Source organism: Microcoleus sp. CAWBG58, assembly GCF_020883045.1.
Taxonomy (GTDB): domain Bacteria; phylum Cyanobacteriota; class Cyanobacteriia; order Cyanobacteriales; family Microcoleaceae; genus Microcoleus.
This window is the reverse complement of sequence record NZ_JAHRFA010000100.1, coordinates 1-23,407: the sequence shown is the minus strand read 5'-3', so window position 1 is coordinate 23,407 and position 23,407 is coordinate 1. Positions and strand designations below refer to the sequence as shown.

At 46.0% G+C, this 23,407-nt stretch carries 13 protein-coding genes; 7 read left to right on the top strand and 6 right to left on the bottom strand.

What is annotated here, in order from left to right:
* Nucleotides 1-257: 257 nt before the first annotated feature.
* Both QZ918_RS28990 and QZ918_RS28985 read right to left on the bottom strand, forming a co-directional pair.
* Complete coding sequence (locus tag QZ918_RS28990) at nt 258-4,880, bottom strand: nitric oxide synthase oxygenase (RefSeq protein ID WP_293341502.1); 4,623 nt, start codon at nt 4,878-4,880, stop codon at nt 258-260.
* Between the two features lie 212 nt (nt 4,881-5,092).
* A complete protein-coding gene (locus QZ918_RS28985; protein ID WP_293341499.1) occupies nt 5,093-5,665 on the bottom strand; it encodes a Uma2 family endonuclease in 573 nt (190 codons plus the stop codon).
* Nucleotides 5,666-5,923: 258 nt separating this feature from the next.
* On the opposite strand from QZ918_RS28985, the gene QZ918_RS28980 reads away from it, so the two are divergent.
* The 5 genes from QZ918_RS28980 to QZ918_RS28960 all read left to right on the top strand — a co-directional run bounded on the left by QZ918_RS28980 (nt 5,924) and on the right by QZ918_RS28960 (nt 10,875).
* Nucleotides 5,924-7,471: a branched-chain amino acid ABC transporter permease gene (locus tag QZ918_RS28980; protein ID WP_293341496.1), complete on the top strand. Its 1,548-nt coding sequence runs from the start codon at nt 5,924-5,926 to the stop codon at nt 7,469-7,471.
* A gap of 148 nt (nt 7,472-7,619) precedes the next feature.
* Entirely contained in the window at nt 7,620-8,459 is an 840-nt protein-coding gene (locus QZ918_RS28975; RefSeq protein WP_293341494.1) for a class I SAM-dependent methyltransferase, read from the top strand.
* A gap of 202 nt (nt 8,460-8,661) precedes the next feature.
* On the top strand, nt 8,662-9,429 hold the full coding sequence (locus QZ918_RS28970; RefSeq protein WP_293341491.1) for a hypothetical protein: 768 nt from the start codon (nt 8,662-8,664) through the stop codon (nt 9,427-9,429).
* Nucleotides 9,430-9,440: 11 nt separating this feature from the next.
* Entirely contained in the window at nt 9,441-10,001 is a 561-nt protein-coding gene (locus tag QZ918_RS28965) for a hypothetical protein (RefSeq protein ID WP_293341488.1), read from the top strand.
* Nucleotides 10,002-10,095: 94 nt separating this feature from the next.
* Nucleotides 10,096-10,875 (top strand): ABC transporter ATP-binding protein, encoded by a 780-nt coding sequence (locus QZ918_RS28960; RefSeq protein WP_293153258.1) that lies wholly within the window; start codon nt 10,096-10,098, stop codon nt 10,873-10,875.
* 183 nt (nt 10,876-11,058) lie between these two features.
* On the opposite strand, the gene QZ918_RS28955 is transcribed toward QZ918_RS28960, so the two are convergent.
* A complete protein-coding gene (locus QZ918_RS28955; RefSeq protein WP_293153260.1) occupies nt 11,059-11,892 on the bottom strand; it encodes a PEP-CTERM sorting domain-containing protein in 834 nt (277 codons plus the stop codon).
* Between the two features lie 420 nt (nt 11,893-12,312).
* Here QZ918_RS28955 and QZ918_RS28950 point away from each other — a divergent pair, with 420 nt between their 5' ends.
* Entirely contained in the window at nt 12,313-13,020 is a 708-nt protein-coding gene (locus QZ918_RS28950; RefSeq protein WP_293153262.1) for an ABC transporter ATP-binding protein, read from the top strand.
* Nucleotides 13,010-13,138 carry a hypothetical protein gene (locus QZ918_RS28945; RefSeq protein ID WP_293341485.1) on the top strand — a complete coding sequence of 43 codons (129 nt, stop codon included), beginning with the start codon at nt 13,010-13,012 and terminating at the stop codon, nt 13,136-13,138. Before QZ918_RS28950 ends, QZ918_RS28945 begins: the two co-directional genes overlap by 11 nt.
* 32 nt (nt 13,139-13,170) lie before the next feature.
* On the opposite strand, the gene QZ918_RS28940 is transcribed toward QZ918_RS28945, so the two are convergent.
* From QZ918_RS28940 to QZ918_RS28930, 3 genes are all read right to left on the bottom strand, one after another.
* Nucleotides 13,171-18,675 carry a response regulator gene (locus tag QZ918_RS28940; RefSeq protein ID WP_293341482.1) on the bottom strand — a complete coding sequence of 1,835 codons (5,505 nt, stop codon included), beginning with the start codon at nt 18,673-18,675 and terminating at the stop codon, nt 13,171-13,173.
* Nucleotides 18,676-19,199: 524 nt separating this feature from the next.
* Entirely contained in the window at nt 19,200-20,663 is a 1,464-nt protein-coding gene (locus QZ918_RS28935; protein WP_293341479.1) for a hypothetical protein, read from the bottom strand.
* Between the two features lie 33 nt (nt 20,664-20,696).
* Complete coding sequence (locus QZ918_RS28930; RefSeq protein WP_293341477.1) at nt 20,697-21,989, bottom strand: ArnT family glycosyltransferase; 1,293 nt, start codon at nt 21,987-21,989, stop codon at nt 20,697-20,699.
* Between the last annotated feature and the right edge of the window lie 1,418 nt (nt 21,990-23,407).

The following is a 23,407-nucleotide window of genomic DNA, read 5'->3' as shown; positions in this document are numbered from 1 at the left end:
AGAGTTGTCAAAAAACCAGTTTCAAAATTTAAATCCAAAAAAGTTAAACACAGAGGTACTGGAATAAAAGTGAATCCTCGTGTTTTTAATATTTTAAAGCCTCCCAACCCTTAAGTAAACCGTATTGCGCTAAAAGCTAGTGGTGATATTTTATTTAGCGACACTTTTTCATCGCATAAATTAATTTAAAAAAAAATTAAGGAGCTGGAAGTCTTCTCGCTTCCAGCTCCTTTTGCTAATGGTTGCAGTCCCAAATGTTAGACAGTTAGCGGTTGCGCCAATTCCGTGACTGGTGCTTCGCTGTCACTTGACTGCTGCACGCGAATTAGCCATCCTTCGGCTTTAGAGTAGTTATCTTTTTGCACCTGTTTGATAGCTTGTTTGAAGTTCAACTGCACGCCCCAAACATCGCTGGTGAAACGCTTTTCTTGCTTCATATTGTCGAAGAACACGGCGGCTTCGATGTGAGATAAACCGCCTTCGGTTTTGGCAATAGAGAGCATCACTTCAAACACATCATCCGCCATCTTCGCATCCCCACAAACGTAGTAGTGACACTTAGGATGACTCAGCAGCTTCCAGACATCCTGGGAGTTTTTCTGCATGAGGTTCTGCACGTACAGCTTTTGGTCGCCAAGACGGGAAAATGCCACTTCCAGACCCGAAAGTACACCTTGATTCTGCCACGTCTGCATCTGCTCCTGATAGAGGAAGTCACTGTGATTGCGACAGCCAAAGTATAGGGTAGCATCGCCCAAGGGTTGTCCTTGCTGCAACAAGGCATCTCGGTACTGAAGGAAAGCAATCAGCGGAGAGACTCCCGTACCAGGTCCCACCATCAGCATCGGTGCATCGAGTTCGCTAGGCGGACGGAAGCTAGAAGTACGGACACCAATGCGAACCTTTGCTCCGGGTTCGAGTCCAGCTAGGTAGTTGGAACAGAGTCCTTGACGGACTTTGCCTGCGTCGGTTTTGATTTGCAGGACTCCAACGGTGATTTGTAGGTGTTGGGGATGGAGCAAGGGAGAGGAGGAAATCGAGTAGAGGCGCGGCTTTTGCTTCGGCAGCAACTCTAGTAGGGCGGCGAGGGTAATTTCTGCTGAGGGAAACTCATCAAAGAGATCGAGAACACTCATGAAGTTGTCCGCGATCGTTTTCTTGAGCAAAACGCTGTCGCGATTGTCGTCTACCTGCCGGAGAATCTCCAGCCAGGTTTCCAGGCGATGTTTTTCCTGGGGATTTTGGGCTGCGGAGTACAGGTAGCCAAGCAGTTCGTTGAACGGTTCCCGCAAGGCTAGATCGAGTTCTTCGGAGAGAACCTGACCTACGGTTGTTGGGACGGCTATGGGGGGTTGGTCGTCTATTTGAGTGCCATCTGGTGTGACGTAACTAGCTGTGAAATAGGTATTAGGGGTGACACCAAGGCGATCGCACAATCGCTGTACTAATTCCGGTGGATTGCAAGGATAAACAGCAACGTGATCGCCGGTTTCGTATTGCAAATCGCGATTGGAAATATCGAACATGATATAACGAGTAGAACGACTCCCAGGAATCACCTCTTGGAGCAGTTCTCGATTTGCTACGACAGGAACTTCGATGGCTTTATCTCCACTCACGGCCAGAGGGGCAACGGTTCCTGCTTCTGCCTCATTTAAGAAGGTAACGTTGAGTTTTGGGGCGGATGCGGTTGTGGCATCGGCGGCGGTGACATCCTCACCTAAAACGCGGGAGATGAGTCCCAGCCACTGTTTGAAGGTGTCTGCCTGTCCCTTAATTTCATCCCCTTTATGCAACGGCACAATGCAGTTAGCCCCTGCCTTTGCGAGTGTTTTATCTACCGAAATTGCAGCAGCGCAGAATTGTTCGTAAACGGTGCTGCCTATGCCGAGGATGGAATAGTTCAAGCCACTGAGAGAACCCGGAGGTTGTTTCTTCAACCACTGAAGGAATTTTTGACCGTTTCCGGGTATTTCGCCATTACCGAAGGTGGATGTGACGATTAGGAGGAGCTTTTCAGAGGCAAGGGTTTCGGTATTGTATTCATCGAGGGCCATCACTTTCGCTTTGTAACGCTGGAGTTGACGGGAGGCTTTCCGCGCAAAGCCTTCGGCAGTCCCCGTCTCCGAAGCATAGAGAATGAGGATGCGGTCTTGCTTGTTGTCGTCTGAGTCGGTATTGGTGATGAATTGTTCCAGGTCAATGCCGTCTTCCACTGTCCATCGATCGGCTCCATAATGATAGGCAGGGTCTAGGTAAAAGTCGCGCATCTGGTGATGCCAGACTGGGCAGGTACTCCCTCCATAGGATGGTACGACCCAACCCCAATCTGCCGGACACTCGCGCCCTGCTTTCTTTTCGCGCAAGTCGTGAGCCATGAATTGTTTAGAGGCAGACTGGTGATCGACCATCGTCACCTTAGATTTTTGGAACGAGTATAGGATAGCGATGTTGAGTTCTAATGCCACGCGATCGCGCCACAAGGTTTGCTCAGAACTGGTATCCAGCTTGAGAACTTTGGCGATTTCCTCTGTTTTGTCGTAGCGCCAATCTTCCAAGAAATCCCGCATAATTTCGGTACCCATGTACCAGCCATTGAAAGGGAGGCAGGTGTAGGTAATCCCGCCGATGTCCATGCGGAAGTTGCTGATGGCTGGGATGGCATACCACCGAAAGCCAAGGGACTTGAACTCTGGAATTGTGGGATGCTCAATGTCCACTTCCAGTACATCGTCTTGATGAAACTCATAGAATTTGGGTTCCATGCCTGGGACTTCAATGACTAGGGGGAGGATGTCGTAGGGTGTGCGTGGTTCCGGTGGTTGCCAGCCGAGTTTTAAGATGGCTGTGGTGAGCTCGAAGTTGGCGCGATCGCCCATAATACTCCCGTCCGGTTGCTCGTAAGCGGCATAGCGAATCAATTGGGAATTCCAGACGCGCGGCCCCCAGCGTTCCTTCGGCTGTTTGGGACGGAAGACGGTCATCGTAATTTGAATATTCCCCCCATTTGTGGCGTATCGCAGGTGTTCTTCTAACTCGCGAAACATCTCGTCGGGGTTGGTGACATGGCGGCGATCGCGCACCACCATATTATTCCACTGAATTCGAGCAATACACTTGGAAGCATTGCGCCACGACAACTGTGCTCCATAGGCCAATTCTTCGTAGGTTTGGGTGTAAGTCCCTGTAGCTTTCACTTCCTCTTGGATTTCTACCCAACGCCGCGCCCGATCTTCCGGTTCCCATTCTTGCTCGGTGGCAATCTGCTCCAAATACTGCTTTGCTTTTTTGAGCAATCGCTCCTCATTGAGCTTGGGCAACTTCATCACGTTAATAACGCGATCGAACAACGTCTGCCATGCGTGCCTTAACTCAGGGGTGAAGTCTGGCACATACTTCTCAAGTATGAGCACCAATACCTGTACCATACCAGCATAGGCGCAGGAGGGTATATCATCAATACTCACCTGGGTTCCTAACTGCTGGACTATCAACTCTTCAAATTCGTCAAAGTCAATCTCGCCACTACCATCGACATCTACGCGAGCAAACAGATCGTTCAACTCGTTGATGGCGATCGATAGCCCCGACTTGCGCGAGTAATCGATGAGTTCCTCAATAGAGATTGTTCCAGTCCCGTCTGTGTCAATCTCATTAAAGATATACACGCGGAGATTTTGAATTAGTTCGTCTCTACTGCCGCCCTGGAAGCAGTGAACCAAAAATTCCAATACCTCAAACAGGTTCAAGGACAGATAATCCATGTTTGTCCGTCCAAAGATAGGCAGCATGAACGGGTATTTTTCAAATAGGGTTTGAAAAAAGGCCTCTCCAATTTGCTGCGTATTCTGTCTGAGCATGGTTAAGGATTCGGCCATGCGTTGCTTGACATCTGGGAGCATTGCCTCTTCGTAGCGACGCATCGCCTCTACCATTGGGACAATCACATCAATGTTGAAAAAGCGGTAAACAGCGGAGTGAGTTCCTGTTGCTAGATTTTCGCGATCGTACTCTTCTAGGTAAGGAATCGACGGCAACATCCACATCCACACCTGCCGGGCCTTCAGCCAGTGATGGGGACGCATCCCCATATCGGCAAACAGCGCTCCATAATCCTCAACATTATCGAAGCTATCACCTTTTTCTGCCGGCACCCCCATCAGAGGTTCCGAAATCACGTTTTGGGTATCAGGCTGAAGCTGATGTACGCAACAGTCAAATAACTCAAAAAAGTAGTCGCTTACGGTATCCAGGGCATCTCCAAAGATGTACTCTAGTTCTGGAGCCTCCAGCAAGAGGCGCTTCAAGAACTTTTCCATTTGCAATTCTTTCCAAGCCCGCAGCTTGTTCCAAACGTCTTTGACAATTACTTCCTCTTGGGGTGTGAGGGGAAGCGCTTCGGGCATCTCGAATTCACTTTGGCCGTTGCTCTGACTTGCTTGCGCGTGGAGGCGACGATTTCCCGAATGTCCCAACAGCGTCAGCGTGCTGCTACTTGCCTGACTGGTACTTTGGGTAAGGCGAGTTTTCAACTTCAACTGAGGTGCTAGATTCCAGTTGGCGATGGGAAATTCTAACTCGGCGCTGGTTTCACCATTGAGGTAATCCTGCGTCGCCAATGTGACGGTTGCGGCATCCTGCCAGGGCAGAGTAATATCTCCTTCCCGGTAGCATAGGGTAATCGCGATCGTGCAGTCTCCGTTGTTTTTCAGATCCAATAACCAGCTTGGTTGCTTGCGGCTAAAGGAATCCTTTTGCAACAAAGGTTGTCCCTCATCGGAGAGCATCTGCACGCGGCACTTGTACCTGTAGTTGTCCGAAGTGGGGAAATCGGTCGCCGAAACCTCGGTTAAGTGGATAATTCGTGGATTATTGTGCATACTAGGCCGGAAAATTATGTGAGAAGAACAGGCAAGCTAGGTGTCGTTCACCTGTGTAGCAAAAGCTCAAGTTATATTAAACATCAAAAATAGTTCGCGGTCGTGCTAATTTATGTTACTGAAAAATACTTAATGTGTCGATCGATACAACTAAAGGTTTATTTGTATGTGTAACATAGCACTTCTCAATTGAGTGCAATACAGTAGCCCCATTAAATATTCCCTGGTTTCAACCAGCCAAAAACTTCGCCTAAAGTCAACTGCATTTCCGGCATAAATTCGGGAAGTGGCAGTATATCTGTCGGTTCTTGCAATGAAATCGGCTGCTGCTTTGCGGGATAAGCTAAAATGTTTTTTTCATCGGGATCGATCGACCACCCCATCTGACAACCGGCGTTCAAACAGTGCAAAATATTGTTGGTAAGTTTGGTTTGGCTTTGGCCTGGGGACAAAATTTCGATCGTCCAGTCTGGATGAACATTAAATGTATTGGCAATTTCACCGTCAATGTCTAGGGGAATGCGATTCCAAGCAAAAACCGCAATATCGGGAACAATAGAACATCCGCCAAAGGTGCAGCGAAGTTCTAGTAAGGCTAGGGCAATTTGCTGTTTTTCTGCGATGTCGTTGGCGACTGTGACGAGTTTACCTTGAATTGTGCTGTGTTTTCCTTGCGGCATCGGTTTTTGGACGATCGCACCGTTGATGTATTCGCTAGCGGGTTTGGTTTCTGGCAGTTGCAAAAACTCGTCGAGGGTGATAGTTTTTTGAGGAGCTTGTACCATATCGCGATCGCCCGTTTGAAGTGTGTTGCGGTGACAGTTCTAGTATATAGCAGTTGACAGTTGACAATTGACAGTTGACAGTTGACTAATGGTAAGGTGCGTCGCTCCGAGATTGTCTATTTTTTTGAGGGATTCTTGGTGGCGACGCACCCTACGACTATTTTTTTGAGGGATTCTTGGTGGCGACGCACCCTACGACTAAGAAGGCGGGCACGGGGGCACCGCCCCTACTGACTAATGACTAATGACTAATAACTAATGACTAATAAAATAATCCAAGCAATTAAATCGAGCGGTATATTAGGCGCGATCGCCTCTTTGACAGTCCTCCTATTCGGCGGTTGGAGCGGCACCGTCATCGGCTGGCTGATGGGTACGGCGGCGGGCTTTATGGCTGGTCAGGAACAGAAGGTTAACAACCCGAAAATGGGTGCGACAATTGGCAGTTTATCCGGATTGGGATTAGGAGTTTGGCTGTTAGTTGCTAGCGCGATCGAAGGGGTTTTAGTTAGACCTTTTTCGGGTCAGTCTGCGGTGGATTTGCCGACTACTTTACTGCACGGAATTTGCAGTTTGACGATCGCAATTTTGACAGCTACGTTAATGGGCGCTTTGCAGGGTTTGCAGGGAGAACGCCAGCGACAGGCGACTCTGGTAACATTAGCTTTTATCTTAATTCTGTTTCCGTTTATCGATCTTGAGGCTAAAACCGGCTGGATTGCTACGGTAGTACAGATTCAAATCTTTATTATGTTGGCGCTGGGTTTGAATATTACTGTGGGTTTTGCGGGCTTGTTGGATTTGGGATATGCGGCGTTTTTTGCGATCGGCGCTTACACCACGGCTTTGCTATCTTCGGGACAGATAAACATTGCTTGGAATTTTTGGGTGGTTTTGCCGATCGCCGCTGCTGTAGCTGGCCTATCGGGCGTCATCCTGGGTATTCCCACACTACGACTCAAGGGCGATTATTTGGCGATCGTCACCCTCGGCTTTGGCGAAATTATCCCGGTGGTATTTAGGAATTTAACCGCAATTCGCATCGACGAACCAGTCTCGAAGATTGTGGCTTCGCTGTTGGGTAAGCCGGAATTGGTGTTATGTCTCGTTGGGTGCGATCGACCTTTCAACCTCACCGGCGGCGAAGCGGGCATAAACCCGATCGGGCGTCCATCTCTCCCGATCGTCGGCACATTCAGCACCGGTAACTACTTTCCCTGGTACTACCTAATTTTGCTGCTAGTTGTCTTCGCATATTTCATGATTTCGCGGCTGCAAGATTCCCGTTTGGGAAGGGCATGGAATGCCATGCGCGAAGATGAATTAGCGGCGAGTGCGATGGGCATTAACCTCGTCAAAACCAAACTTTCGGCTTTTGCAATGGGAGCGACATTTTCGGGGTTTGCAGGCGCGTTTTACGCCGCCTATATCAGCGCCATTTTTCCCAGCGTCTTCGATTTCTCAGTCTCCGTCATCATCCTGTGCATGGTGATTTTAGGCGGTTTGGGCAACATGACAGGCGTGATTTTGGGCGGTATCATTATCATGTCTGCCGATCGGCTTTATCTACCCCAACTCGCCCAAGTCCTCAAAGGTTTTATGAATACTTTTGTGTTGCCGAGAATAGCAATTCCGCAGTTAGCAGACTTTCTCGCCACCAGTTTAGACCCGATTCAAATGCGTTTATTTCTCTTCGGTTTAACTTTAGTTGTGATGATGATCGTGCGGCCGGAAGGGCTGATTCCCGATAAAATTCATCAAGCAGAATTGCATGATGATGTTAAACAGTTGACAGTTGACAGTTGACAGCGAAGTGATGAGAACCGAGATTTAAACTCCGTTCTTATCACAATCTGCCTTTATGAGTAAGGGCTTCAAACCCAGGCTATTCGGTGAGGTTAGTAATGAGACTTTAGCAGATGCCAGAAATCAATAGTAATGGGGAAAATGAGCAATGAGTAAGAATGTCACAGGAACTGCTTTTGTTGTCGCCGAATTTAGAGCAGAAGAAAATGAAGAAACTTCGCCTCTTTACACAGATAATGTAGTAAAAATTTGGCTGAATGAGGAAACCAAAAGAATTGCAGGCGAAATTGCCAAAAACTCTCCGGCGGCTAAAGAAATGATTAAGTTGCGTACTAAATATTTTGACGATGTGTTGTCAAATCAAATTTTAGCAGGCTGCAAGCAAGTCGTGATTTTAGGATCGGGTTTGGATACTCGCGCTGCTAGAATGAATGGAGAATCAGTGGCTTATTGGGAAATAGACGATCGCGCCACACTTGAATTAAAAGCCTCAACTCTCAAAGCTAACAAAGTTACAGCCAATGTCCGCTACATTCCCGGCGATTACGTGCAAGATGATTTAATCGCTTTGCTGAAACAGAATGATTTTGATTTTGAGCAAGCTACATACTTTTTGTGGGAAGGTAACACTACCTTACTTGCCAAGAAAGATGTCATATTTGTATTAGAACAAATTCGCGACAATGTTAAATCTTTCAAGTTGTCCTTTGATTATATGTCGGAAAAGGTGATTGCGAGAACCACGGGCTACCAAGATATCAATGATTACATCGATAAATACGAAAGTATGTATGCGCCGTGGATTACTGGCTTTGAAAATATTGAAACTTTGGCCCAAGAGCTCCAACTCAAAATTATTGACAACTTTTCAACTGCGGAGTTGCACCAACAATACCGCCCTCACCGTTCCCTAGAATCTAATCTATTAAAATTCTACTTTATTTGTACGTTAGAAAATTCAGTAGGGTGCGTCAGTCCCGAGATTTAACTCAACTGACACAATTGGCGGCTGGCGCACCGCAGAGCGCAGGCGATCGCACTTTGCTGTACCCGAATGCCTCCCAAAGTATTTGCCAATGTGTCTCAGGCAGGCTAAAATAGGAATTAACAAGCTTGACCGTCACGTCAGCAGGATTAGCCATCCTCTATATCGTAGGGTCAAGGTGGCATCGCTCCAATTATTTAAAGCTATGACTTTAGCGACAAAACAAATCATTGACCAAAGCAATGACACCGAAGAAATTAAGGGAGTGGGAGAACAATTTGCAGCGATACAACAATCCTTAGAAAAAGCATTCCAATCTCAAGATGCTCTGGCACCAGAGGAAGGTATTAGAGAACTGCTGTCAATCTACGACCTTTATCTCCATATTGAATCAGAAAGCAATCCTGCGGAGAGATTTAAAAGCTTAGAAGAACTTGAACTTAGAGTCGAAGCATTTAAGACAAAGTACAAAGACTTTGCCCCGAAGGAAGCTGTTGATGGCATAGAAAATGTACAACTTTGGGCTAAAATATCTAGAAAAATGATATCTTCCAAAGTTTGTACGCTTGCTGCATCTGTTGAAGACAACGAAGTAAAACAACTAGGATTATTTTACACAGGACTCATCGATTTATTAGATATTGCAGAAAATTATCTCAGCTTCTTTACGCAAAGAGGTCGCGAATTAGTCAAAGCTCTAGCTCAGACAGTAATCAGCGATAAAACATTTGAAGATTATGCCAAGAAAAGACCAGCAGATGAAATCACCAGTCAAGCTCTAGGCATAAGAAATGCAGCCAAAGCAATTTTGTGGGAAATTGATAGGCACGATCGCAAAAAAATTTCGTATAAATCACTCTATGAAGAAGCCAACAATGCACTAAAAACAGATGAGAAAGAAGAACTCCTTAAAACTCTGCGTTCCTGGCGTGAAGAGGATATTAACGAGCTTGAAAAGCTATCAGACAACTAGCAACCTAATTCATGAGTACGTTAATTTTTTTAGATACGGGTGTCGTCGGAAAACTCATACATCCCCTTGTTGACCAAAGCAAAACTAGGTTGGCTCAAAACGCTGAAAGCGAAGTTAAAGAATCGATTCTAGAAGCAATTGAATGCAAGGAATGGTTAGAGACGCTAATAAATAAAGAATATTCTATAGCTATATCCGAAATCGTAAACTATGAAGCAAGGCGCGAGCATATCAGACGAATCCGCGATCGCAAATCTGGATCCGAAGAGAAACAAAAAGCTCTTAAAGCTATTCAAAGGTTAGATGAGCTAATCACAAAAAAAGGAGTTGCATATTTTCCAGTTACTTGCGAAGAGGGCAACGTAATGCAAGAAGCGGCTGAGCTATGGGCTTTTGCACACAATAATTCTTATGTACCCTACGATGCAGACTTAATCATAGCCGCTCAAGCCGTCATTATTAAGAGAATAGGAATAGACGTAATTATTGCAACAACTGATACCGAAGACTTTAACCGATTGCTACAACAGCACCACATTGAAGCTAGACGCTGGAAAGATATTAAACCTTAGCTGAACTGTCTCTCATTTAATTTTCCACTGTTTTTGTCCTAAAACTCAAGGCAACTTTCTAACAGCTTAACTAATATTAGGAAACCCAAACAAAATGTCACTATTAGAAGCACAGCAACTTACAATGCGATTCGGCGGCTTGACTGCGGTAAATCAAGTCAGCTTAACTTTGGAAAAAGGCTCGATCGCCAGTTTGATCGGCCCCAACGGTGCTGGGAAAACCACATTCTTTAATATGCTTACGGGCATCTACAAGCCGAGTGCGGGCCAGTTGGTACTGGAAAATAAAAATATCACCGGTTTAGCACCCGATCGCCTCACAACCTTCGGCATTGCTAGAACTTTCCAAAATATTCGATTGTTTAACAACATGACCGTGTTGGATAATATTTTAGTAGGCAGACACTGCCGTTTAAAAGCTGGTTTGTTGGGCGCAATCCTCCGCCCTCCGACTGTGAATTCGGAGGAACGGGAAGCTAAAATAAAAGCGCTGACTATGCTAGATTTTGTCGGTTTGGGCGTGAAGAAAGCGCCGGAGTTGGCAAAAAACCTTTCCTACGGCGACCAGCGCAGATTGGAAATTGCGAGGGCTTTGGCATCTGATCCAAAAGTTTTGCTTTTGGATGAACCGACTGCGGGAATGAATCCGAATGAAACGGCCGATTTGACTCGCTTTATTTACCGGATTCGGGATGAGTTGGATTTGAGTATTTTGCTGATCGAACACGATATGAAAGTGGTGATGGGAATTAGCGATCGCGTGAGTGTAATGGAGTACGGTACTAAAATTGCTGAGGGAACTCCGGCAGAAGTTCGCGCAAATCCTCGCGTGATTGAGGCATATTTGGGAAAAGAAGAAGATGCCATTGGATAATAGTTAGAACTCAATTGCAACAATAATTAGGACGGGCTAGAAGCCCATCCCACAAGAAAAAAATTGTGGGATGGGCTTCTAGCCCGTCCCAAAATTTGATTAAAAGGACTTTTGCAATCTTGTCTAGTGAGGTGTACACTGCGTATCCTACGGATTGATCTTCGGGGGTTTTCCCTAAACTTTTTATTGAACTTCAGATAATTTATTCTTGAGTTTTCGTGCTCTAGCAAACAAGCCTAAAAATATTGCAGCACCCAATACAGTGCTCGGTTCGGGAACGGCTTGTGGTTCTGCCTCTGCTTCTGCGATATTGTTCTTAACTTCTACTAATCTTAAGTTAGTGGCGCTGTCGAATGTCCGCGAATACACCCCAGAAGTATAGAGGAGGCTTTCTGCTCTACTTCCTTCCTCCATAAAATTAAAATTGACTTTTGTGGGATGAAAGTTGTTGCTGGCGGACAAATTAAAATAACTTCCCCCAGAAGAGTCTAAAAAGCTGACAAGTTCAAAGGAGTCTAAGAGAATGTTACTAACAGTGTTAATCAACCCGAAAAATATATTTCCACTGGCTCGGGCGCGTTCGGATTGGCTGTTGTCAACTGATGTCAAAACATTTAAAACTGTCTGGAAATTGAAGGAAAAAGTTTCTTGGGCATCTATCTCGAAGTCGCCGATAACTGTTGCTTGGCTTTCGGCTAAACCTGCATAGTTGCTGCCGCTACCTGTGACTTGACTCTTCGAGAGATTTGCTGCGAGCAATTCGTGACAGTTAGAGATAAATACTGCCTCAGCGTTGGCTTCGCTAATCACAACACCTTTGTTAGTTATCGCCAAGGTATTAGTATTAGTAGATCTACTTGTATCTGTCGGTCTTTGACTGAATGTGTCAATGCTTACTTCGGCCGCAGAACCTGCTATTGTGGCAGCATTGCTGGGCGCTATACCTACTGTCAAACCGGTTACTAAAGGAGTTACTAATAAAAATGCGATTGCTCCGGTGCTGTGATTGAATTTCATGGTGAATCTCCTTAAATTTGCCAAATTTTATGGGTTGTTATCTTCGTAATTACTAGCTGTTGATTTCCCTTACGTATTCATACTATCTCTTTACTTAGACATGGTTGTAAAGTTACTGTCAAGAAATCGTTTGTTTGATTAAAAGTTCTGTAAAGTTGGCGACAAAAACTTCTGGTAGTCCTGTTTTCTTCAATGATGCAATTCGATGCAATCCCCTCTGCATAAGGATCGATCGCCGGAAAATTCTTACTTCTGCACCACTACCCAATTTCTAAAACTGTATGGTATTCGATCGCTCGCTGGGTATTTATTTAAGTAAAAATGCTGTCTACTATAAAAAAAGTTAATTTTCAATAAATGCAATAAAAATTTATAATGAGTCGGGATAATATAACAAAGGACAAAGCAGAAAGACTAATTATGCTAGAAATCAAAGACATACATACCTACTACGGAAATATCCACGCTCTCAAAGGAGTATCGCTAACTGTCTCGCAGGGAGAAGTTGTGACTTTAATTGGTAGCAACGGGGCGGGGAAAACTACCACTCTCCGCACGATTCAAGGATTGCTGCGCCCGCGCAGCGGCACTGTATTATTTGAGGGTAAGCCTTTGGAATCGCTGTCTACAGAGGCGATCGTCCGTTTGGGCATTTCTCAAAGCCCGGAAGGAAGGTTGATTTTTCCGCGCATGACGGTGCAAGAAAACCTGGAAATGGGTGCTTATCTACGCAACGATACTCTCGGTATCAAGTCGGATATGGAAAAAGCTTTAAATTTATTTCCCCGTTTGCGAGAAAGAATCAGTCAAAAAGGGGGCACTCTCAGTGGGGGTGAGCAGCAAATGCTGTCGATCGGCCGCGCTTTGATGTCGCGCCCCCGTTTGTTATTGTTGGATGAGCCGAGTATGGGCTTGGCGCCGATGTTAGTCAGTCAAATTTTTGCGATCGTCCGCGATATTAATGCGGGCGGAACTACTATTTTATTGGTGGAACAAAACGCTCGCATGGCTTTGAGTGTAGCCCACCGCGGCTATGTGATCCAAACTGGTGAGGTTGTAGTCGCTGGTAGTGCTAGCGATTTGCAGTCAAATGAAACTGTTCGCAAAGCTTATTTAGGTGAAAGTTAAATGTGGGGATTGGGGATTGGGGCATGGGGCATGGGGCATGGGGCATTGGGCATTGGGCATTGGTTATTGGGAATTGGGAATTGGTTATTGGTTATTGAAACTGACAAATAACAAATAATAACCAACAAATAACAAGTAACAACCAACAAATTAGCCCATTTGCGATCGCAAATTCCCCGTTTTCAATTCCGTCTCAAAAGCCGATCGCACCTTTTCCCACTCGGCTTCGGCTTCCAACAGGCGATCGCGCGCCGCCCTCGCATCAAAAATCTGTTCCCCTCCAGACTCAACCGCCACGCGGCCCATCAACTCCAACTCTTTGCATACTTCCGAAAAAGACACTGCTCCTAAATTGGCGCTGCTTGACTTGAGCGTGTGAGAAGCCAGCTTCAAACTGTCAGCATCTCCCAGAAAAATAGCTTCCTTAATTGTTTCTAAATGCTGCTGTGCATCTAACAAATATATCTTAATCAACTCCCCCAAAAAATCTGGATCGTCATCATCGTCTAGCTCGCGGAGATTGTGCAAAACCTCAAAATTAATCGGAGAATTTGCTGGCGGTTGAACGATCGAATGTTTAGTAACATGACTGCCATTTTGATCGGAAATATCTGGATTTTTTGGCTCAGTAACGGCATTCAATTCATCCCGACGCAGAGGTTGGCACTTGCTGAGGGCGAGGGCCAACTCTTCCCGGCGCACCGGCTTAGTAATATAATCGTCCATACCCGCTTCCAGACACTTTTCGCGATCGCCCTGCATGGCATTAGCCGTCATCGCAATAATTCTCGGCTTCTTGTGGGCTGGCCATTCCCCACATATGCGGCGCGTCGTTTCCAAACCGTCCATCTCCGGCATCTGCACGTCCATCAGCACAACATCGTAAGATTGTCGCTTCAAGGCCTCCAAAACCTCCAAGCCATTAGCGGCAATATCCGCCCGATATCCTATCCTGTCGAGCAAATGGGTAGCGACTTTTTGATTCACCACATTGTCTTCTGCCAACAAAATCCGAATCTGACTGGAATTACTTGGATCGTGTGGGGCAGAATTGCTCGGAACCTGCCTTAAAACCGCAGGAGTCCGCTGCACGCGGTGCTGTTCTTGAGAATTTTCAAAATACTTCAATCCCGAAGTCAAAGTCGCCACATTTGAAAGTTCTCCCTTGCTGCTTCTACCGGCAACATATCCAAAAACTTGCAGCAATACATTATAAAACTGGGACTGTTTTAGAGGCTTAGTTAAAAACGCCGAAAAATGTACTTCTGTAGTTTCAAGTTTTTTCCAAACTTCTGCCTTGCTCAAATAAGTAAACAGCACCAAAGGTAGCGTAACTTTGCGAGGACTTTTAACTTTGATGACATTCGGATTTAACGCGTCGCCACTAGATAAATTGCTCAGCTCAAATTTCCGAATCTCTACAGCCAAAGACACGCCGTCCATATCTGGTAGATTCATCGCCAAAATAGCCAAATCGATCGCCGAGTTTCCTTTGATGATTTCCAAAGCCTCAGCGCCTGAAGTTACAGCCACGGGTATCATGCCCCAAGCCTCAGCTTGCCGGATCAAAACTTGCCGGTTAATGGCATGATTCTCGGCAATTAACAAACGCTTCCCAACAGTAAATTCCGGTTTTTTTTCTTCAGCCGCGTTTTGATTAGCTTCAGCAATCACCGTGAAATAAAAAATCGAACCGGAACCCGATATCGACGGTGCAGAAAATCCCGCAGGTGGGGTTCCTGCCGTACTTTGTCCGATCGCAGAAACAGCAGGGTGAGACTTAGAAGTGCCCGGAGCAACCTGGCTGACAACCCACGTTTTACCGCCCATCATATCGCTCAAACGTTGGCTGATAGCCAATCCCAACCCAGTCCCGCCGTAATGTCGCGTTGTCGAGGCGTCTACCTGCGAAAAAGCTTTAAACAGGCGATCGATCCTGTCTGGCGGAATGCCAATGCCCGTATCTTGGACACCAAATTGAATCTCGTACAGTCTCCTAGCTGCCAACTTTCCCTGGTTAATTGTTAGCGGTTGCGGCGCTAGAATATTGCTGATTTCCGGCGAACTATTAGCAGGTAATTGTTCAATTTCCCGAGCCGTACAGCAGACAACAATTTCTCCAGACTCGGTAAATTTAACTGCATTTCCCAGCAGATTTACTAAGATTTGGCGCAGCCTTGTGACATCTCCTAAAATATTTTTTGGTACAGAATCATCAATAAAATAAGCCAACTCTAAACCTTTTTCCGACGCTCTAGGAGCTAGCAATTCCAGAGATTCTTCTATACAGTTTTGCAGATCGAAGGGGCTGCGTTCCAAATCCATTTTACCCGATTCAATCTTAGAAAAGTCGAGGATATCGTTAATAATAGTTAGCAAAGCATCGCCACTGGTGCGAATTGTCTCGACAAAATCCCGCTGTTCTGGAGTTAGTTGCATATCCAGCAGCAAACCCGTCATCCCGATTACCGCATTCATCGGAGTGCGGATTTCGTGACTCATAGTTGCTAAAAATTCGCTCTTAGCTCTGTTAGCTACTTCGGCCGCTTCTCGCGCTTGCTCCAAAGCTTCATTTTGCTCTGCCAACTGTCGCTGGCGCTGAACTTCCGTTTCTAAGAGTAGTGCTTGAGCTAAGGTAATTCCGACTTGAGCGGCAACATCTTCTAACAATTCAATTTCGTCGGGAGTCCACTGGCGAGTTGCATCGCACTGGTGCAAAGTAATAATTCCATTCGGTTCTCCTTGATAGGAAGTGCGAACTGCCAACATAGATTTTAATCCGATGCGGCGGCACATTGGTACGGAAGATTCGAGCAAAGGATCGGCAAACACGTCGGGAGATGCCAGGGCTATATCTTCTGCGAGTAGTTTTTCGGTATAGGGGTTGTAAGTGACAGAAAGTTCTAAATCCAAGGCCGATTCGTGACCTGGTTCTAGGTATTCTGCGACGCAAGGAAGGTGGGGATAAGGTTGGGAAAGATAGGTGTGAATTGTGCAGCGATTGACGCCGAATACGCGGCCGATTTGGGTGGCGGTAGTCTGAAAAATTTCTTGAGTGTCTAAGGTCGATCGCACTTTTTGAGTAATTTGTTTGAGCAGCAAGACGCGCTGGTACTGTCGCTGCAAAGTTCGCTCTCGCTCTTCCCTGGCAATTTCTGCGCCGATGTAATTGCCCATCAGCTTTAAAATTTCAAAATTCAGCGGTTTTAAAGGAGATTTAGGGGTGCGGGAAGTAAAGCTCAAGGTGCCAAAAACTCGCCCTTGGACTATTACCCTGGTGCCGACAAAAGCCTCCAACCTCCGCACGGCGTAAGCGGGATGCTGCTTCCACTGAGTAGTGCCGGCTGATTCGATCGAAATAGGTTCGATCGATCGCAAAACCTCTCGCTCGAAGGTTCTGCTTAAAGAAAAACCGTCTCCTTTCGCAAATCCGAAGGGAAAATCTTGCGGTACGTAGGCCGCGAGCACTTCGTAGCGATCGCCCAAAACCCTGCCCAACAGCCCGATATCCATCCCAAACTGACTGCAACCCATTGCCAGCAACCGGGCCGTTCGCTCGTCAAAAGAGCCGGACGAGCCTACCATTACCTCGTAGAGCGATCGAATTGCCCGCTCGCTTTCCCGCAGTTCCTCAACTCCTTCAACGCGGTTGCAGACATCGTGCAAAGTCCCTAAAATTCCCAGTATTTCACCTTGGGAATTCAGCCGTACTTGGGCAAATATTTCAACTGAAACAAAGCCTGAATCAATCTGAATTCCCAATTCGTTTTTGCCAGATTCTAACTTGTATTTAAATCGCAGTTCTCGCCGATAAAATTCCGAATTACCAGACAGTAAAGACTCCAATAACTTTGCACAATGCGGGCGCTCATCTGGATGCACCCAATCTAAAAAATTAGTTGTCAAACTTTCAGCCACCGAAAAACCTGTAATTTCAGTCCAAGCGCGGTTGAGAAATGTCCAAATCCCCGCCGCATCCATCTGGAAAATTACTGTTGCTTTCAAAGCATCAAATACTTGGAATTCCTCGACGCCATCGGAGTGTTTGAGTTCTAACTGCTGGTTTGGAGTAATATCTGTATGAGTTCCGACTACCCGCAGCGGTTTGCCGGTAGCGCTGCGTAAAACTTGACCTCGATTCAGCACCCAGACAGTGGTGCCGTCTTTGCAGTACATTCGATATTCTGCTGCAAAATCCGCTGTTTTTTGTGCGAAGTGATCTTCTAAAGCTGCCTTTACTCCGTCAATGTCGTCTCGGTGAATGCGACTCCACCATTCCGATCGCCGATTCGAGATTTCCCCTTCTTTGTAGCCGAGCATTTCTTGCCATCGCGCCGAATAAAAAAATTCATCTGTTTCGAGATTCCAATCCCAAATCCCCTGATTGTTGACGGTAGCGGGGAGATTTGGGGGCTGCGCGACGCTAATGTTTTGAGCAATTTCTGCATCTGGGTAGGGATTGGCTGCCGGAATTTGTATTTGGGCCAAGAGTTTTTTGTACTGCGCGTTGCTAGATTCTAGCTGGCGCTGCAAAGCGAGCAAGCCTGAATGCAGAGATTTTGAGTCCAGTGCTTGTAACAGGATAGTTTGAGGATTGACAATCCCGATCGGGTGATTGCTGTCGTTGATGACTAATAGAGGTAACTGGCAGTAGTGTTTTCGCAGCAGGGCGATGGCTGCTTCGAGGGTAGAGTGCGATCGTACCAGGGCTGGCGAACTGCTGCAAATCGCTCCTGCTTTAATTCTGCTAGAGTCTCTCCCCGTGGCTTGCAACTGCACGATGTCCCGCGAACTTACCACCCCAACCAGTTTGTGGAGGTTGGGATTTGTAAATTTGGCATTTTGAGCTGCACCATTCGAGTTTGGTTCCGGGGTTTCAGTGATTAATACATAGCTAACATTGTGTCGGAACATCAGTTGCGCCAAATAGCGAACTGAAGCAGTAGCCGGAGCGTGAATAATTCGCGAGGCTGCGATTTGAGGGATTTGATCGAGTTTAATTAAATTTGCGGGGATCTCTAATTTCGGATGTAAAATTGGCAGTGGCGGAGGAAATGGCAAGGGCGAAGCAGGTGGCAAAGGGCTGCTAATTGGTTGTGGCGATTCCCCAATTTCCTGCAACAGTTCTACCAAGCTTTGAGAGCTAATTAAACCGACAAGTTCTTCTGTGTCGCTAACGACTGGTAAATGCCCGATCAGGTGTTTGTCTAGCAGATTGGCTAAGGCAAAAAAGTCGGGAATTTCCGATTCTCGGGCTACAGTGACGGTTCTGATCATGATTTGCTCGATCGCAAATCCCCTCAAAGCAGCGCCGATCGAATTTAGCTGTACGACATCCCGCGCTGTAAAAATCCCCAGCACCATCTGGCCACCGGTATCGTCGGCTTTTGAGCCGTTGAGGCCGTTGAGACTGAGCCTGTTAGCACCTGCGTGTAGCGCGCGCGGTAGGCCTTTGTAGAAACCTAACTGTTCCCGCGACTGCGGGGAAGTCCCGTTGGTGGGATTTCCCAGTTGAAAATTTCCGCGCGGTTCTACCACAAGGACGTAACTGGCTCCTGTGCTGCTCATCAGCTCGATCGCCTCTTCTACGGGCGTCCCAGGGGTGACGGTGAGGGGATGGCGGTTAATTACCTGACTGAGAGAGGGAATAAACATCAGCGGGCATAAAAGTGATATTTGTTTAAAAAACCCGATCGTCGCAAGCAGCAGGTTGATTGAGAGGCTTTGCGCGCGAGGTTACCTGTGCGCGATCAAAGTTTCTGTAAGATTAAAATCACCCCTACTATCAGCATCTTGGCATTAAAAATTAATTCCGTGCCAAATCTTGACAATTTATAGGTGCTGAAAGTCAGAACCAATGTTATCTAGCAGAGGGAGGACACAAAGACTGGCAGGCAATTCCTCACGTCACCTAACTGCTGCGGGTTTACGAGCTAGAATTTCTGCGATGTCTAGACTTCGGCTACCTTCTCGCGCTCAAGGGAATTCTCGATCGGATTCTGTTTGAGGCAAGATAGTTACACGCTACCAATTTACCAGCGACAGGAGGGGAATCACAACACGATTTAGATATTTCAACTGTCTAATTAAGGGCTCGAGGGTTCGAGGGCACAAAATAAATAATTGCGATCGTAACTAATTCTATCTTATCCCAATTCTGAACTCCGAGAATTTGACATTCAATTCGGGCGATCCTCTTCGAGGGCTGCGCTAACGAACTTGATGAGAATAGCACTGTTCCCCGGCACCAAAAAAGTCGCCTTACCACCCTTCAGGGTCAAGCTGCCAACAACCTCATCCATTGACCTCAAACTAAACTCCCGCACCGTCCCATTACCAGCTTCGATTAAAGCTGAAATATCGGCACGAACAGTATAAGATTTTGCTCGATCGTTGACAGCCAGCAAGTAAACATTCTTACTAGAATCGAGAGTTGCAACTGCCATTAAATCGGAACTATTAGCGATCGGAAAAAAGCTAGCCCTACCGCCTTGTAAAGCCCGAATTCCCATCCGCAAAGCATAGTAGCTCGCGCGCCGTTTTCCCCCGTCCCCCAGCAAACCTTCCGCCAGTGCCGGCTTTCCCCAGTCGTACAAACAGAATATGTGACTCCCGTAAATATAATTATCCCCCGGTTGGGAACCTCGGATCAAATTTTTAATCAAACTTAAAGCTAAAGGGAAATCGTTATAGCTAATTTGATAACTTCCCCATTCTCCCACCCAAACCTCTGAGTTAGCACGGACTGTCCCCTTCATCCAGCCGCGGACTTTGCGGGTGTAGTTAGAAATATCTGCATCGTAATTGTGGAAGTTGACAGTATCGAAATAATTAGGAATTTCTCGCAAAGCCTCAGCCGGCCAATTGCTACCACCTACGCTTGTCGGGCTGTGGATGCGGTAAGCGCGATCGGGCAAATAATTTTTGTACACAAAGTCGATCGCATCTTTGGTCACTTTCACCAACTCAAAATAGTCAGCCATAGTTCCACCCCAACCCTGTATGCGGTAGTCCGGTTCGTTGTGAATTTCCCAATCATCAACGCGGTAATCGTTGCGTACATTCAACCAATAAACCGTAGCAAACACGTGTTCCCACCACTCGTTCCAATCTTCTTTTGTGCGGGGCGGATTCAGTTGCAGCGCCCAAGACGGATTCCAGTCACCATCAACATTACGAATACTCACAACCGGGCGAATCTTAGCCTGTTTGAGAGCATTAAAAATAGTCCTAGCATTGCCTTCCCAAACTTTACCACGTTCTCCCGACCACGAATAATCGCTACCCCGGGGCGGATCGGTCATAATTTTATCCCAATGCGCCCAATTAATAATATTTGGATTTGCCTTAATTTGGGAGATTTCCGGCCAGCCGTATTTACCGTCATCGTCTTCCGGTTCCCATCGAGACATCCCGCCGTAAATGCGGTATGTATTAATTCCCAAATCTTGCAAATCTTTGAGATCAAAGTTAATGTTGCCCTCGACTGCACCGATGTAGCGAGTGCTGACACCCGCAGCAGTACCGGAGAATTTAATTGTTGCGATGTTTTGAGCAAAAGTTGTTGTTGGGCCCAACAACTCTAGGCCGATGGCAATTAAAAGGGCGAGGGTGAAATTCCGAATTAGAGTTTTTGATAACACTGGGTTAATAACTAAGGACTAACTGCCTAAGACCTACTGATTAATTAACTTCAACCGACGCTGAATCTGCCCGGCCGCCGCCGCAATTACGATCGCCAAAATCGGGTGCAGTGGCTCGCTGTGGCGAACTTCTGCATAAGTGAGCGCATGAATCAAAGTAAAATAGCCGCAGACTGCCAGCAGTGGCAAAAACTCCCGCCAGCGATGTCGCAAAACTATCATGCCCAAAGCCGCAAATACAGGTAAAATTCGCGACACTAAAATGCCGACAATCCGTTGCGGCGAAAAGAAGGGCCGCATTGCCTCTACATTAAACATAGCGCGATAGGGCCAGTCATTTATAGGGTTTCCCAACCACAAATAAACTGCCTTTTGCAAACAATACCAGAGATACACACCAGGATCGCGGAGGATTGAAGCGATCGCCCGTTTGGTAAAATAGCGATCGCCCTCAATAGTAAAAACATCGTGTCCGCCATTCCGAGCCGGATTGAGTTCTTTCTGCCAAATTTGAGTGATATGGCGTTTTGGCAGTTGTTCGTAGGCAAAATGATAAAACTCTGGGCTTCCTTGCCACAGTAGGGCCGTAGAAACACTGTAAATCAAAAAAGTCTTGTGAGTTCGATAATTGTGATAAGTCCAAGGTGTAGTAATAATGATAATTGCACCCACATAAGCAACAAATAAAGCAATCTTGCGCTTAAAAGACCATTGTCGCGGCATCAATAGTGGCACGATTAGTGGAAGCAACATTGCTGTCGGCCGACAAAGATTCGTAATTGCTAACAGCGCACCTGCTAATGAAAAATTTTGCCACTGTGGCTGTTCCAATGCTCGCAGCAAACCCAGTATTGTTAAAATCATTAAAGGCGCGTATAAAACCTCTGTTTGCAGCAGCCTGACATGAAGAATCAGGGAGGGATGTAGCGCAATTAATCCAGCCGCGACTAAGGAACTTTGAGGGCCAGTAAAACGCCGTGCCAGGATAAAAGTTAGGGGTATGATTGTCGCCCCCAAAAAAGCTTGTACGTAGACTACAGATGCAGGAGAACGACCAAAAAATGTATAACATCCAGCTATGAAAAATGGATAAACTGGTGTGCGGCCCGCCCACTCAAAAAAATGACCCTTCAGCAACCAGTATGCCAAACCCTCATAGCCCGGTTCATCGCCTGTGAGACGGGCGGGAGTATCGGGGAGAGTTTGGTTGGTGCGCCACGCCAAATAGAGCCGGAATGCCATTCCCAGCAGCGTCAGACCAACCAGGGCCAAGACAATTATGCGGTCATTTCTTTGCTGCTGCGTTGCGGAGATATCTGGTGTCATCAAAACTGACTGCAAAAATTTGATTGTTTCCTCTCAATTTTTTAGGTTGGGAATGTCAAAAATTATATCGTTTCAGATACATTTTTTTCGACAAGTGATATTTTTCACGCCATGTCCGACCATTCCAGCGGACGATCGCATCAGGAGACTGGCGAGTCAGGGTTTCGCCGATTCCCTACGGGATAGCTTGGCACGCGCGTAATTTCCGGTTGCAACACCGATTGCAGGGAAGTTTGTTGCGATTTAGAACTAATAGTACCCGTAGCAGCGATCGAACTAAGGAGCGCAAATTAAATAATTTACACTCTTGAAAGTGGGATCGGCCAGAAGAACCAGTCCAGAAAGGAGGGGCTATAGAACCCATTTGAGATCTATTCCAGACTGATTACCAGAACTAGGTTTCAGCAGAATCAGCAGAATCCTAGATTTAGGCTAGAATGGTTTCCCTGTAAGGATTTTACAAAAGATGTCAAATGGGTTCTATAAAGGCCCATCCCACAAGAACCATCAAATTATAAGTTATTTAATTCTCATTCCTAACTGCAAGAATTGCGAAAATTTAACCCAGTTTCAGAGGCTGGCACGGTTTTACATTCATGGCGTTTATTGAAAATAATAGTTAAAAGCTAGTTGCGAGCAAGATTTAAAGCCAAACTTGTCAACCAGCTAGTTTTCTTCAACACTTCTTAATGAGTTATAGTGACATCATTCTTATTAAGAAGATGAATAATAAGCAGACTGTAGCAGTAAAGAGAGCATCTCAGTTTTGATTTTATAGTGCTGTCCCCGCTCGCGAGCTATCGAATACTCGCGAACTCTTAAGCTCGGACTGTAAAGAAATTGCTTTTTTTCATTCATTGAGATGCTCCGACAGTAAAAGTATTACATTGAAGTAATTTTAGATATTGGCAGTATTCAATAAGAATTAAAAGCCATAAATTAGTTGATTTTAATTAGCAATAAGTCTAGAAGCTATAGCGGATCTAGTTCCCCTATTTGCGGACGTTGTTGGGATTGGACTCTCTTGGCTTAAGTGGTTATATAAGCTGTCAGTTATACCTCATATTTTTGAGAAAGGCTATACATCCTCTAGATTAATTGGAGCAACACAATTAAACATAATTACAGATACGTGATTCTTCCAGTCTTTTGACTGAGAAGATAAATCGAGTTTGTTAGAGAAAGGGCTGCTTGCGATCTATGCGATCGACATTACTTTCTGATATTGACATAGCTTGACCCGCAGATAGCCCTTGTGAAAACTAAAAAAATCGCTTGCAGGAAAACTCACTTATAAGTAGGTCGGCGCAAAAAAACCGAACTATGTTAAGATAAGTAAACAAAGAGAATATATCTGCTGAGGTAAGTCAATATATGGGCGCTAGATTAAGGGTATTCCTGACTCAACAGCAAGACAA